Source organism: Paenibacillus sp. RC67, assembly GCF_030020805.1.
In the GTDB taxonomy this organism is placed as follows: domain Bacteria; phylum Bacillota; class Bacilli; order Paenibacillales; family NBRC-103111; genus Paenibacillus_S.
The window spans coordinates 6,147,895-6,162,350 of record NZ_CP125098.1; the positions used below are offsets into that span (position 1 = coordinate 6,147,895).

Below are 14,456 nucleotides of genomic sequence, written 5' to 3' on the forward strand. Positions count from 1 at the left end.
TTTACAACTGGTCTAGGAATTGGGTGGTGAGCATCGCTTTGGCGACCAATGTCTGCGAATGGAATATCTCCACCTCAATTTTGCCAAATTTTCGGCTGACCTCAATAACCTTTGGCAGTATATGAATTTCGCTTTCGATTTGTACGGGTTTGACGAAATAGGAGGACATGTTGTCCATAACCAGGTCGCCCTTTTTGATATCTTGGACCACATGATAAGCCGCTTGAATGACTAGGATGGTAAGTACCCCTTCGGACACGGTACCGAGCTGATTAATCATCTGCGGGGTAATGACGCCACGGAACGATAGCTGCCCTTCTTTGGTCCGTTCCTCATTAAAGCCCGACCAGATCAAATCCTCGAACGTTTGACCGTTCTGCGGCTGACGCTGAATATGCTGCATCGCTTTAAGCACATCTTTGCGGCTGATAACGGCGAGTGGTTTCCGGTTCGCATCAACGACAGGCAGCAGGTCGATCCCTTCCCACACCATCAAATGGGCTGCCGAAGCTACTGAAGTATTCGGGCTCGCCGTCAACGGATTTCGTGTCATCAGCTTGTCGATGGTCTGCTCCGGCTCTGCACCTATTAAGTCTCTTGAGGTAATCATCCCTATGACTCGGTTCCATTCATCCACTACCGGAAAGCGTCCATGTCCTGTTTGTTCGTGCAGCTGCTGCCAATCCTTCAGCGTATGGTGGCTTTTCATCACGAAAACCTGCATATGGGCAGGCACAATATCTTCGATGAGTAATATTTTCTTCTTAATAAGTCGGTCATAAATCGCCCGGTTAATCATCGAAGCCACCGTAAATGTATCATAGCTGCTAGAAATAATCGGCAGTTCCAGCTGATCCGCAAGCTTTCTCACTTCTTCAGAAGTTGTGAAGCCCCCGGTTATAAGCACTCCCGCTCCTTGCTCCAGCGCACAGGTATGAGCCTTGCTGCGGTTCCCCACAATCAACAAACTGCCCGCATCGATATAACGCATCATTGCATCCTGCTGCATCGCACCGATCACGAATTTATTCAGCGTCTTATGCAACCCGCCGATCCCTCCGAGCACCTCGCCGTCTACCATATTCACCACTTCGCCGAACGTCAGCTTGTCAATATTATCGCGCAGCTTCTTTTCAACCCGTACTGTGCCTACACGCTCTTTGGTGCTTACCAATCCCAAATTATCCGCTTCTTTAATGGCGCGATAAGCCGTCCCTTCGCTTACTTCCATCTTCTCCGCGATTTTGCGCACCGATATTTTGGTGCCTATCTTCAAGCTTTCAATATATTTTAAGATTTGTTCATGCTTCGTCGCTGTTTCCTGTAATATGTGATCCACAACTGTTACACCTCGTTCTTACTATTCTGTACTCATCTGTACTAATTCTATTATATTCTTTCCTCCGCTCAAAAAAAAGCCCATATAGGCAAGAACCTCAATCTAGGCAAATGCATAGGATATCGTATACTGAATGGAGGTGCCACCCATGTATAACCAGCCTGAGGTCACCCAAATGCAAACTGTGTTTCAAATGGACCCGTCGGTCGTACAAACAATGCAAAGCACTAAAGAACATATTCATGGTTTGTGCAATCAGTACTTACAGAGACCCGTTCGAGTGCAAACCATTCACGGTCACACCTATGATGGTGTCATCGTAGATACCGACGGTTTCCATTTGTACCTGCAAATGATGCCGACCCATGTTCGCGGATTTTTCAATCCGTACTTTGGAGGCGGTGGTTTCAACAACGTGGTTTTGCCGCTTGTGCTGTATGAACTGCTTGTTATTTCGCTACTTTGATTGGTATTTTGTTGAGATAGCCTGTCCGGCCCCTTGCGGCCGGTTTTTTTGCAGCTGGCAGATCCTCTGATTCTCCTAATAAAGAATGACAACGGGCAGATCCAGCGTGTTTTAGTATAACAAGCAGGCTCTCCGTAAAAAATAACCTGTACAAGCTAGGGCCTATTCACATTAGCATTTACCTAAAAATCGGTATTGTCACGACTAAACTGAGGTTAAGTAATACTTAAGTTACATATAATTAACTTTAAATATACTTACTCCGAGCCCAGGAGTACAATCGTTGTAGATCGAAACACAACATTAGCGACGAAGGAATATTAGTGATGTCTCCTTCATATCGCATCATCTGGAGGGATTCATATGAGCGCAAAGAGAGTTGCAGTTATAACCGGCGGAGCCAGCGGAATCGGACGTGAAGCATGCTTGAAATTCGCCAGCAAGGGTGACCGCGTAGTCGTAGCCGATTACAACGATAAAGGCGGACTGGAGACGGTTGAGCTCATAACCCAAGCAGGGGGCGAAGCGATTTTCGTCAAAGTCGACGTCTCCAAGCAGGATGAGGTTGAAGCTTTGCTCGATGAGACGGTGAAGCAATACGGCCGTGTCGATGTGATGTTCAATAACGCCGGAATCGGCGGCGCGGGTCCTGTTCTGGAGCAGAACATGGATCTGTATCACCGAACGATCAGTATTAACCAACACGGGGTTGCCTATGGCATCATTGCAGCAGGCAAAAAAATGAAAGAGCTTGGAATTCGCGGAGTCATTATTAATACGGCATCCGTATTCGGATTTCTGGCCTCTCCTGGCACATTCGCCTATCACGCAACGAAGGGGGCTGTCATTATGATGAGTAAATCAGCCGCGCTGGAGCTAGCACCTTATGGCATTCGTGTGGTCGCAGTGGCTCCGGGCGCAGTAGATACTCCGATTATTCAAGGCTTTAAGGATAGAGGCATGCTGGATAGCATGCGTGCCAAAGTAATGGGAGGAGAGCTAACGAAGCCGGAAACGGTAGCCAACTCCGTCTATCTGATCTCGTTGGATGAGGCGGAAGCGATCAACGGCAGTGTCGTTATGGTGGATCAAGGCTACGCTTCATTCAAATAAGCTGTAGACAGCAAGAAACCCGACCGCAGTGCGGTCGGGTTTTTCAACATGGGGCGTTTATTTTTTGAACTGCAGCATTTTGCGCTTTCCTTGCACCATTTGCTCCAGCTGCCACTTTTTCATCCGCTTGATTTTATCCATCTCTTCTCTGGCTTCTTCATCCACCCCGAGCAGCTCATGCAAATGCGCAGCGATGATCAGCAGGGCTAGGGCAATCCACGCAAGGCTGAACACGGTCGGCAGTACAGCTTCAGAGCTCAGATCCAGTCGCGGTACTGCGTAGAACAGCATGCCTAGCGCCAAGCCCATCAACACGATATTTTTCGTTCCCTTCAAGTGCAGCTCCCTCCATTCATTACAACTTGTACGATACATTGTATGAAGCAGCCTGTAAAAATAGCACTCCGGGGGTCGGACAAGCTCACGCTTCAAAAAAAGCTCTTTATCCTAAATGGATAAAGAGCTTTTTTTGAAGCGTTTTCTTAAGCTGTACCTTGAGAAAGCTTTTTTTTGGGAGCCGGGCGCAGCTTCCTCATGGTTTGTCCATAAACATAAGAGAGCAACCATGGGACAGCCAGACTGAGAACAAATCCAGTCAATGTATATAGATGATAACTTATCATTGGGCCGCTATCGTTAAGTACGTGTGTACGCCAATAAGTCAATACGGCAGGATGCATTAAATAAATTCCGTACGAAACAGCTCCAAGCGAAAGCAGCCATTTGGTCAAAAGCGGCCAATACTGAACCAGTTTTTTGCCGATCCATATAAAGCTCATGCCCGCAAACATTGGATAGGTATTGAAAATAATTTCGTACCAGGTGTTATCCAAAGTGATATTCATAAGCTCTTCAAGCAGGAACAAGCCCATGAAGCTGACACCCAAGAGAATGCTCAGCGGCAGCACCCAGATAATGTGCTTGCTTATCCACACGCTGAAGGTCTGATAGTTCATCCCTAAATAACCGCCCAACGCAAACAAACTAAAATAGGTTACACAGAGCGACGCGCTATTGGGCAAAGGTTCTATCCAATGACCATAGCTGTAGAAGGCGGCTTGAATGGCGATTCCGATAAGAAACAGTTTTTTGCGGAAGCCTTGTGACGCTCTGCACAGCCAAACGAGCAAAGGAAAGAGCAGATAAAACTGCACAATAATAATCATAAAGTACAGATGGTAAGAAGCATCTGCCCAAGGCAGCAGATCCAAGAACTCGGCCCCGTCAAAGTGCAGCTGAGACCGATCGAAAATCCATTGATTGTACAGATAATAGAACACGGACCAGATCAAATAAGGGAACAGCACCTGCTTGACCCGCTTTAAATAAAAGGTCACTGCCTGCTTCCCGCTCCAGTCGTCGACATAACGATAAAACAGAACCAATCCGCTAATGAAAATAAAGACCGGCACAGCAAAATTGCTAAACTTGTTAATGCCTAGATATGCGGCTTGCGATACGCTGCCAACTGGAAGCTCAACAGTCGCTTCTGAAGTGTTGTGTATGAGCAATACAGCCAAAATAGCAAAAGCCCTTACGATATCCAGCTCTAATAACTTTGCTTTTTTTACAGCCAAATGAAACCCAATCCTTCCATCTCTCGTCAAATAGCATCTATGAGTTTATAGAGATAAACCTGTCCTTTGCATTGTATCACATGTTCAGGGGATGCTATCAAATGCTTTTTGCAAAAACTTATAATTACGTATTTTTACTTATATTCACTTATTTATGTTGCATACTTCATGCAAATCGCCTTATAATCTACTTATCATAATCCATTCAATCAGGAAGGAGTTGACCTACTTGTACCAAGAAGAGAGACTTATCGGGATTCTGAATCATTTGGAGCAGAACCAGCGAATCAATATTGAAACGATTTGCGAATTGTTCGACGTTTCACGTGATACCGCCCGACGGGATATTATTCGGCTTGAGGAGCAGGGAAGTATTTTGCGTACTCGGGGCGGCGCCATCCTTCCTACGCTTTCGAACCATGTAGCTAACTACAGTGACCGACTTCGAGACGAGGCTACCACGGAATCGAAAAAAGCTATCGGACGGATGGCCGCCTCCCTCATTCACGAGGGCGACTACCTTTTGTTGGACGCATCGACAACCGTTCAATATGCGGCCGAAAGCATTCATACCCACGGGCATGTTGTTGTGACCAATTCCATCGATATCGCCGACATTTTAAATCGCAAGGAAGGCATCGATGTTCACCTGCTCGGCGGCAAGCTTCATCCGGAGCATCGGCTTATTTATGGCGCGCGAGCGATGGAGATGCTAGGAGACTATCATGTTCACAAGCTGTTGTTAGGTACTTGTGCCATTACTCCTGACGGCCTGACCAATCCCTATGAGGAAGAAGGCTTTCTCGTAAGAGAAATGATGCGCCGAGCGGATCAAGTCATTCTGCTTGCAGATCATACCAAGTTCGGCAAGCGGCAGTTTAATCGCATTTCCGGCCTCGAAACCATCGATATTATAATTACTGACGAGGAACCGACTGTGGAGATGAAAGAGGCACTGCAGCGCCACGAGATCGATATTCTTGTTGCCAAAGGAGACGAACGATGATTAAACTCATAGTCAGCGATTTAGATGGAACTCTGCTTCAAAAAGGGCATCACATTCACGACAAAGATCGTAAAGCGATATACAAAGCACTAGAGAGTGGAATTTCTGTTTGCTTCGCCTCCGGGCGGATGTACCCAGAGATTCGTCATGTCATGAACGAGCTTGAGCTCGAGGTTCACTCCGTCTCCCAGAACGGGGCTTACGTTCACACGGCCGATCGTAAACTGATTCGTCAAGACACTTTCGATACAAATCTTATTAAGGAATTGGCGGTTGCCACTTTGGAGATGCCATTCGCTACGGTCATGTGCGCCCCCGATCATTACGTGCTCACAGAGCTTAACGATCGCAACGCGCATATTCAAGACAACTTGCTAGCTCCGGTTCATGTGATGCCTCATGCGGTTGAAGCATTAGGGAAAGAGTTGATTTGCAGCAAAATTACTTATCTCGGGGATATTGAAAAGCTCCTTGTTTTGCAAAAGCAGCTGTTATCCGCTTACGGAGATCAAATCGACGCCTATGTCGCCGATGTAGACTGTCTGGATGTGATGCCGCGTCATATTTCCAAAGGAACCGGTTTAAAGGCTCTTCAGGACCATCTCGGCATCTTGCCGGAGGAAACACTGTGCATTGGCGATTCCTTCAATGATGTGTCTATGTTTGCTACAACGCCGCACAGCTTTGCTATGGCTAACAGCCATCCCGATCTTAGGGCAAAAGCTGCCTACACTGCGAATGGCGTTGCCGATGCGGTCGAGTGGGCTCTACAGACCTTAAACGGTAACATCGTCGGGAAAGAAGGACGCGCATGAATAGGCTTGTCTGGATCGGCTGCTGCTTTTATTTACTGATCGGGTTTACATCCGTTGTTGCCGCCGCTCTTTTGCCCGAGCTTATGGTGCACTATGGACGCGACTATGCAGATGGAGGCAACTTGATCTTCGCTCAATTTTTCGGCTTTTTACTTGGGGTTGTTACCCAGCCTTGGTGGTCCAAACGGTTTGGCCGTATTCGTATGCTCTCTTTTACGTTATATTTCATCTGTGTTGGTTATTTGGTTATAGGCACACTACCTCCTTGGCCTGTCGTCCTGTTATGCTTGCCATTGGTCGGGTTCGGATCAGGAATGATTGAGTCAACTGTCGGTGCACTGATTATCGACGCTATTCAAGACAAGAAAGCTGTAGCCATGAGTCGGCTCGAAGTATTTTTCGGAGCAGGTGCGCTGCTTATGCCCGTTGCCATCAGCTTGCTTATCGCCAATGGCCACTGGGAGTTCACCTTCTTCGGCACCTCCGTCCTAGCCGTGCTGCTTGCCTTCATCTGGTGGCGCTACAGCTCGAAGAACCGCCAACTCATCCATACAGACGAAAGCATAGAAAGCCCTCCTGTAACCGCACCTGCCAGCATAAGGTACAGCAGCAAGCTTTCATTCACTATGCTCGCTTGCTGCATTATCGTGTTCTTCATTTATGTGGGACTGGAGATGAGCATCGTGAACTTTCTGCCATCCATCCTGCTGGAATCGATGGAGGTCAATGCCGCCGTCGCCTCGCTCAGCGTCAGCTTCTTTTGGGGAACCATGGTACTCGGCAGACTCGTCTGCGGACTCCTTGCAGAGAAATATGGCTACATTCGCTACTTGCTTTGGTGCTCGGCCGCTACAGTGCTCGTCCTAATCGGTCTTGCATTAATGAAACAACTAGTCGGAGCCTTCATTATGATCTTATTGATCGGACTGTTTATGTCCGGCTTGTTTTCCATTTCGCTTATATTCAGTAATTCCTTATTCCCGGGACGTACCGAACAAACCACCAGCAAGCTCATTGCTGCTAGCGGAATCGGTGGAGCGGCCTTTTCCTGGTTAACAGGACGCTTTATGGAGCATGCTTCGGTATCGTTTACCCTTTGGTTCCTCGTCATTCTCGGGATTATACTGGTTGCTATGCTGGCTATCATTTCAAGAATGAAGCCGGTTCCCTCCGTAGAATTCACTTCATGATGATGCATCCAAAATTGCCAACAGCGCTATGCTCCTATCATTGTATAGGCATAGCGCTTTTTGGGCTTTACTTTTTATCCAACAACTCTTAACATTAGGTAATACTTAATATTTTAATATAATAACTAACTTTTTCAATCACAATGATGGGACAGGAGGTCTATATTTTATGCTGGTTTGGATGTTAAGGCAGGTCATGGCAAGCAGAGGCATATGGAGCGGAGCAGCGTTGGCCCGCCTGTTGAAGGAAAAGGCCAACTATTCTCTGTCCGCTCCTTCCATAAGCGCACTGCTAACAGGTCAGCCACGCCAGATGAAGGCAGAGACACTAGATGCACTATGTACGGTACTCGAATGTACACCGAACGATTTGTGGGAATATACGCCGACTAAACCAATCGCTCAAGGAGGTCAGTAAACGTTGGCTGAGAAAATGATTGTTCCCTTCGGGGACCCTATTTTGCGCAAGAAGGCAAAACGGGTTACGGAATTTAACGCAAAGCTGTTAAAACTGCTTGACGATATGTCGGACACCCTGTATGCCGAAGAAGGCAGAGCTGGACTTGCCGCCCCTCAGATTGGCATTTTAAAAAGAGTTATCGTTATGGATTGTGGCGACGGCTTGATCGAGCTTATTAACCCGGAAATAATACAAATGAGCGGCGAACAGATCGGTCCTGAGGCGTGTCTATCTTTCCCCGAGCATACCGGTATCGTCAAGAGGGCTCAACATGTCCGCATAACGACCATGAACCGAGCCGGAGAAACGATCACGCTTGAGGGAGAAGATTACCTCGCCCGCTGCATCCAGCATGAAATCGATCATCTCGACGGAATACTTTATATCGATCATATTAAAGGAAATGAGCTGTATCACGACAGAACCAAGAAAAAGGTTCCCCTATTGGACGTCCTACATTTATCGAGACAAAATATATAAGCCTAAATTAAAAAATCACTGTGCTCATGCAGATGGAAAAAATCTATCCATTGCATAGTCACAGTGATTTTTATTTATAGTTCTGATTATGAACTCGGCTTACCGAACGTTTGCACCTGAGTCCACTTTTTACCTCCGTCCAAGGTTTGGTACAGCTTCGAGGGTTGATTATAGGAGCCAACTACAATCCAGCCTTGCTTGCCGTCCAGGAACGATGCGTTCGCTGTCAATCCAGGAAGCTGTTGGCTTCCATTCACCCAAGAAGTACCGCCATCCTGCGTCGATCCGACCGTCACTGCCCCATTATCACCACACGGAGCGCATTCGCCAATTAAGAACGCCGCCTGGGAGCTTACGGCACTCAACTGTCCAGGCTTAGTTCCAGGTCCCTTGGGCCCTGGCTGTTCGCCCACCTTATAGCCTGGGGCTGGTCCGCCTCCTGCGGTAGAATTGGCAACAACCGTCTTCCAATTCTTCCCTTCATCCTTGCTGTGCAGCAGGGTGTAGGAAGTCTGATTCATACCGGTTTCTCCTACCAGTAAAACCCATACGTCATTGGCTTCGGTTGAGCGGATGACCGCATTCGTCACTTGGCTTACCGTCGAATGGGTCCATACGGGCTTCCATGTTTTGCCGCCGTCTTTAGTGAGCTGTACCTGGTAGTTCGACTCTTTCATCGTCACAGCCCAACCCTGATTCTTGGAAAAAAAGAACGGCTCTCCCTTCATATCCGCAGGAACCGACAGCGCCGTCCAAGTTTTGCCGCCGTCCGATGTGTACTGATTGCCGCTAAAGCCTTCCTGATCCGATATAAAGCGGATGCTTTTACTTATAGGAGCCGATTGGGAAATAACAGTCCACAATACTCCCCCATTGGTAGTCTGAAGCAAACGCCCTTGCACTTTGTTATTTGTACTGCCCGATTCTCCCGATGAACCCGTTCGTACATAAGCCCATCCTTTGCTGTTATCGATGAAGGAGAACGCTTCTATCTGGCCTGGACCCTGGTACTGCTTCTCCCAATGAGCTCCTCCATCCTTAGTATGCAGCACTACGCCATCCCCCCCAGCCCACCCTTCCGTGGAACTAATGAATTTGATTGAGGTTACAGGTGTCTCCGTAGCATTGGATTCCGCTGCCGGAGCTTCTTTGGAAGGATCTGGCGTCTGGCTTGCCGGAGTGTTTGGTGCTAAAGCATTATTGTTCGAAGCCGCTTCGGATCCCTGATCTCCCTTATTCAAGGATGGATCAGCCGTCGGTGCAGCGGCAGGTTTACCGGTTGTATTCGCAGACGCGTGCTGATGCTCGCAGCCTGCCGCAAGGGCTAACAGAATAACAGCCAGTATCATCAACAACCATGAAATTTTTGTACGCTTCATACTGTTCTCTCCTCTGCTTACAAATGTCCGAACTACGAAGACGTTCGTCTAAGGAACTTTCACACGATTGCCGGATGAAAGGCTTGCATAACTGTTTATGCAGCCTCCGAAATCAAATGCTGACAGTGGAAGGCATTGCCTTCACTTAGTATGGACGAAAAAAGCCAAAAAATGGTTTCAGCTGAGCTTCCATTAGTCTGATGCTGCATTTTGTTGTTTCTTTAATGTGTTCGTATTTACCGTGGATTATTAAACATGCACATTATTCCATATGTCTTAAGACCTATTTTACTTATTTCTACATTTTTCCCTTTGTTCCTTCTTGTTATGTCATTTTTTTCTCATTTTGTACTCAGTCCAATCGACGATCTACCTCTCTTCTTTCTGTTTCACGAAAACAAGTTCCCGTTGTTCTTAACATAACGGTGCAGTTTCTTTTCACCAAGGGCAAAACGCCCTCATATGATGAAGTAGTTCATTGATATTATTGCAAGCTGGCGTCGGGAAGGAGCTGCCTTTAGTGAAAAGAACAAAGGTCACTATTCAGACTCTTGGTGTCAGCAGTCCTTTGGACGATCATCCCCTCATGTTAAGCGATACCGTGGTAAAAAAATGGAAGATTCCTGTACGAACTCCGCTTACGCTGTGCTTCGGTTCGGCAAAACATGAAGTTAAGATCGTTCCAACGGCAATAGCCGATGTCCTTCAAATCCACGAAGCCATTGCCGGGCAATGGGGGCTGTCACACGGCGATTCGCTATGCCTGCAATACAAAACCATTGACCAAACCCTTCACATCGGGCCGTTAATTGGCGTATTGATCAGTCGCGTTCATTTCGGAAACACCGAAAAACCATTCGGTTCGACAACTGCCTTTTATCGTGAGTTAAACGAAACTAGCAGGTTGCTCGGTGTCTCTATATGCTTTATTACCCCGGATGAGCTTAGCGATCACAGCCAAACGGTTCAAGGGTGGCGTTATACGGACAAATGGGAGCAAAGGAGCTTTCCGATGCCTCATGTCATTTATAACCGTCTGACTTCCCGAAAGCTGGAAAATCGCGCAAATGTCCAGCAGTTTTTTCGTCATGCCAAAACTCGGCATCAAGCCACTCTGTTTAATGAAAAGTACTTGAACAAGTCAGAGGTGTTCGATGCCCTGAACAAAGAAACCGATCTTCAACCGTATTTGCCTGAATCTCATCTGCTGCGAAATTATGAAATATTGAAATCGATGTGCGCGAAGCATCCTGTTATTTTCCTTAAGCCGATAACAGGCAGCCTAGGAAAAGGAATAATGCGAATCACGAAGCAAGAGGACCTCTCCTACGTATGTCATTTCACTAATTTGAATGAAGCGCGTAAACAAACGTTCAAGTCTCTTGCCCATTTATTCTCCGCCCTATCGGGCAAAATCAAGCAGCAGCGCTATCAAATTCAGCAGGGGCTTCATTTGATAGCGATCGAAGGGCGCCCCGTCGACTTTCGCGCCTTAGTCCAGCGTAACGAGCTTGGACAGTGGGAAGTCACATCCATTGTGGCCAGAATTGCCGGGCATCAACATTTCGTTTCCAATCTGGCCCGCGGAGGTCGTTTGTCAACCGTGAAGGAAGCGCTGGTGAAGTCCGGTTGCGCTGCTGCAGCAGGAGTCGCCCCTAAGCTTAGGCATGCAGCTCTATGGATCGCCAAAGGAATCGAAAGGAACATCAGCGCTCATTTCGCCGAGTTGGGTATCGACCTCGCGGTCGATATCCAAGGCAGAATCTGGCTTCTTGAGGTCAATTCCAAACCTTCGAAGGAAGACAATACCCCTTTATGGGCAGAGGGTAAAGTTCGCCCCTCCGTAAAGAGGATCGTTCAGTACTCCCGATACGCAGCTAAATTTTGACGGATGTTGAGGTGATTCCATGATGACCCCGTCACCTAATCGCTTGTTCGGCATCATGACTACGCAATCAGAAGGGTCTCCCCCTTTTTTGAGCAGGGATTTTTACCGGAAGCTATGCTTAATAGGCAGCCGAGCCGGACTGACCGTGTTCGTGTTCACCCCTCAAGGCATCCGATGGTCCGACGATACTATCAGCGGCTATGCTTTTGATTCCGTGGCGCGCCGATGGATCTGCCAGGATTATGCGATGCCTGATGTTGTGTACGACCGCTGTTTCTTTACGAACCGCAAACAATATGAAGCATATCGTGAAGCCATTCGCATTTTACGAAGTCGTCCCTCCCCTATGTTCCTCGGCTACGGCCTTAAGGGCAAATGGGAGGTTCAGCAAATGCTGGAAAAGGACGGACGCTTCAGCAGTCATTTGCCGCAGACGGAAGAGATGCGCAGTGTGCGGTCGGCAGCCGACTGGCTAAAAGCCCGCTCCGAGGTGCTCTTGAAGCCGCAGGCCGGCTCTCAGGGCTGCGGTGTACTGCTCGTGCGGAGGGCCGCTGGACGTAGGGCCTCGCAGGCGCGCAAGCATGGCGGCTCGGAGAACACGGCAAACGCCGGTGCGGCATTTGCCGTGATCGGGCGCGACGCACGAAACGGCCGCGTGGCGCGCAGCTTCCCCGACGCGGCATCGCTCATGCGCTGGCTGCGCCGCTTCACGGGGCAGCGCAGCTATTTGCTGCAGCAGTATTTACCTCTGCACGGACGCTCAGGCGAGGCGTACGACGTTCGCTCTCTTGTACAGAAGGACGGCTCCGGTCAATGGCAGATGACTGGGATGGCTGTTCGCAAAGGTCAGCAAGGCAGCCTGACCTCCAATCTTCACGGAGGGGGAACCGTCGAGCCTGCAAAAGCTTATCTCACCGCTCAATTCGGGACTGTTCAGTCCGATAAAATTTTGAGCGAGCTGAGAAGCCTCTCGAAGCAAATCCCAGAAGCGCTCGAACAGTCTCACGGGCGGCTTGCTGAACTTGGCATCGACTTCGGAGTCGATATTACCGGCCATATATGGCTCCTGGAAGTCAATTCCAAGCCGGGCCGTTCTATATTTACTTATTTACAGGATAAGAAAGCGCGCAATAACGCATTGGCTAATCCCATTCGATACGCGCGATACCTTCTGCGTCATGACCGTGCCAAAGAGTCTAAGGATGGAACCAAGCAAAATGCGAAGTCGGTTCAGTCATCCCCCAGACGTTCGAATGGTAATTCACTGCTTGCAGATGAAGCATAAGCCACTGTATACGAAAATAGTTATGCTAACGCAAAGCTCAGCCACTGCTTACGAAGACAGCTTTGCTAACGCAAAGCTCTTAGGAGGAAAACCATGAGTTTGACAACTTGCACGATTCATGTGACACAGAGACAGGAAAAAGTCATCTACTTGACTAGTGAATTGGCGAGAACCCTCAAGCTGGCGAAAACTAAATCCGTAACCCTGCTTCTAGGAAATAAAAGCGCCTCCGCAGGTTTCAAGCTTTTGAAAAAAACGGGCAACCATTTGTATGTACCTATGTCCATCATGTCTCAGCTGCGAATTCCCCGGCTGGGCAGCAGTATGGTTATGTGCACCAACGGCAAAGATATTCGCTTAGGCCCTTTAATAGGGGTCTTGACCAGCGTATCTCCAACCGGTGCCCCATTCGGGCAGCGAACGGAATTTATACGCCAATTCATGCGGGTCGGCTCAGACAACTCATTTTATTTCGGCTTCTCTCCCAATGATGTAAACTGGTCCCAAGAAACCGTTACAGGCACGTTCCAGCGTAAGGAAGGCGGCTGGTACCGCAAAACAATCCCCTTGCCCGATGTCGTCTACAATCGGCTGCCAAGTCGGAAGTCCGAGAAGCTGCCGTCGATGAACGCATTCAAGCAGCGTTTTGTTAAACGCGGTATCCCGCTATTCAACTGGGCATTTTTCGATAAATGGGACATTTACAACTTATTGGAAGATACTGATGCGTTCAAGTATGTACCGGAATCACACATCAATCCTTCTGCCAACCAAATCAAGGAGATGCTGGATAAGCACAAATTCATCTATCTGAAACCAACCGCAGGAAGTCTCGGGATCGGTATTTACCGGCTCACCTACAACCCCAAACGCGGATATTACGCCCGCTTCCGGCGCGGAGACAAAAACGTGCTGCTGCGCTTCAGCAAATTCGATTCCTTGATGTCGCTGCTTAACCGTAACAGCGGCCGGTTAAATCAATATGTCGCACAGCAGGGGATCCGCTTGATTGAAATCGATAACTGCCCTATTGATTTTCGCTTCCACCTGACCAAGAACATTAACAACCAATGGGTAGTCGCCGGGATCGGAGCCAAAAAAGCAGGAAAAGGCAGCGTGACGACCCATGTGCGGACCGGAGGGCAGCTGTTCACTCCGGAGCAGGTGCTGAAGCAAATCTTCAACAGCCGCGCCAACCAAGTATTATCCAGCGCCAAAGATACAGCTATTCAACTGGCCGAAGCCATTGAGCAAAAAAGTCAGCATACCCTGGGTGAGCTGGGATTTGATATAGGTATCGACCAAAACGAACGCATATGGATGTTCGAGGCCAACTCTAAGCCTGGGCGGTCCATCTTTAAGCATCCCGCCCTCAAAGGAGAAGGTAAAGCAGCGCTGCAATATATTCACGAATACTGCCTATACCTGAGCCGATTTCGAGCAAGGAGGGATACCTGA

Annotated in this window: 14 protein-coding genes; 10 read left to right on the forward strand and 4 right to left on the reverse strand. The window is 48.3% G+C overall.

The genetic code is table 11. The annotated features are described in order from the left end of the window. Window position 1: 1 nt before the first annotated feature. Complete coding sequence (locus QMA13_RS27875) at window positions 2-1,330, reverse strand: DRTGG domain-containing protein (protein WP_282943603.1); 1,329 nt, start codon at window positions 1,328-1,330, stop codon at window positions 2-4. 157 nt (window positions 1,331-1,487) lie between these two features. On the opposite strand from QMA13_RS27875, the gene QMA13_RS27880 reads away from it, so the two are divergent. Beyond that, complete coding sequence (locus QMA13_RS27880) at window positions 1,488-1,805, forward strand: acetyl-CoA acetyltransferase (RefSeq protein ID WP_282936935.1); 318 nt, start codon at window positions 1,488-1,490, stop codon at window positions 1,803-1,805. A gap of 363 nt (window positions 1,806-2,168) precedes the next feature. Beyond that, window positions 2,169-2,918 (forward strand): SDR family NAD(P)-dependent oxidoreductase, encoded by a 750-nt coding sequence (locus QMA13_RS27885; RefSeq protein ID WP_282936936.1) that lies wholly within the window; start codon window positions 2,169-2,171, stop codon window positions 2,916-2,918. 57 nt (window positions 2,919-2,975) lie between these two features. Here QMA13_RS27885 and QMA13_RS27890 read toward each other — a convergent pair whose 3' ends face one another. Both QMA13_RS27890 and QMA13_RS27895 read right to left on the reverse strand, forming a co-directional pair. Then, window positions 2,976-3,254 (reverse strand): hypothetical protein, encoded by a 279-nt coding sequence (locus QMA13_RS27890; RefSeq protein ID WP_282936937.1) that lies wholly within the window; start codon window positions 3,252-3,254, stop codon window positions 2,976-2,978. A gap of 146 nt (window positions 3,255-3,400) precedes the next feature. Then, window positions 3,401-4,495: an acyltransferase gene (locus QMA13_RS27895; RefSeq protein ID WP_282936938.1), complete on the reverse strand. Its 1,095-nt coding sequence runs from the start codon at window positions 4,493-4,495 to the stop codon at window positions 3,401-3,403. 229 nt (window positions 4,496-4,724) lie between these two features. Between QMA13_RS27895 and QMA13_RS27900 the strand changes: the two genes are divergently transcribed. The 5 genes from QMA13_RS27900 to def all read left to right on the forward strand — a co-directional run bounded on the left by QMA13_RS27900 (window position 4,725) and on the right by def (window position 8,446). Beyond that, complete coding sequence (locus tag QMA13_RS27900) at window positions 4,725-5,501, forward strand: DeoR/GlpR family DNA-binding transcription regulator (protein WP_282936939.1); 777 nt, start codon at window positions 4,725-4,727, stop codon at window positions 5,499-5,501. Next, entirely contained in the window at window positions 5,498-6,316 is an 819-nt protein-coding gene (locus QMA13_RS27905) for an HAD family hydrolase (RefSeq protein ID WP_282936940.1), read from the forward strand. The genes QMA13_RS27900 and QMA13_RS27905 overlap by 4 nt, the downstream gene beginning before the upstream one ends. After that, window positions 6,313-7,506, forward strand: coding sequence for an MFS transporter (locus QMA13_RS27910; protein WP_282936941.1), 1,194 nt, complete (start codon window positions 6,313-6,315; stop codon window positions 7,504-7,506). The genes QMA13_RS27905 and QMA13_RS27910 overlap by 4 nt, the downstream gene beginning before the upstream one ends. Before the next feature lie 169 nt (window positions 7,507-7,675). After that, window positions 7,676-7,924: a helix-turn-helix domain-containing protein gene (locus tag QMA13_RS27915; protein ID WP_282936942.1), complete on the forward strand. Its 249-nt coding sequence runs from the start codon at window positions 7,676-7,678 to the stop codon at window positions 7,922-7,924. Window positions 7,925-7,927: 3 nt separating this feature from the next. Further along, a complete protein-coding gene (gene def, locus QMA13_RS27920) occupies window positions 7,928-8,446 on the forward strand; it encodes a peptide deformylase (RefSeq protein ID WP_282936943.1) in 519 nt (172 codons plus the stop codon). Between the two features lie 86 nt (window positions 8,447-8,532). On the opposite strand, the gene QMA13_RS27925 is transcribed toward def, so the two are convergent. Beyond that, the gene (locus tag QMA13_RS27925) at window positions 8,533-9,825 is read right to left on the reverse strand and encodes a WD40/YVTN/BNR-like repeat-containing protein (protein WP_282936944.1); all 1,293 of its coding nucleotides are present in this window, start codon (window positions 9,823-9,825) and stop codon (window positions 8,533-8,535) included. Between the two features lie 520 nt (window positions 9,826-10,345). On the opposite strand from QMA13_RS27925, the gene QMA13_RS27930 reads away from it, so the two are divergent. From QMA13_RS27930 to QMA13_RS27940, 3 genes are all read left to right on the forward strand, one after another. Further along, window positions 10,346-11,713: a YheC/YheD family endospore coat-associated protein gene (locus tag QMA13_RS27930; protein WP_282936945.1), complete on the forward strand. Its 1,368-nt coding sequence runs from the start codon at window positions 10,346-10,348 to the stop codon at window positions 11,711-11,713. 88 nt (window positions 11,714-11,801) lie between these two features. Beyond that, window positions 11,802-12,998, forward strand: coding sequence for a YheC/YheD family endospore coat-associated protein (locus QMA13_RS27935; protein WP_282936946.1), 1,197 nt, complete (start codon window positions 11,802-11,804; stop codon window positions 12,996-12,998). A 93-nt stretch (window positions 12,999-13,091) separates the two neighbouring features. Further along, entirely contained in the window at window positions 13,092-14,456 is a 1,365-nt protein-coding gene (locus tag QMA13_RS27940; RefSeq protein WP_282936947.1) for a YheC/YheD family endospore coat-associated protein, read from the forward strand.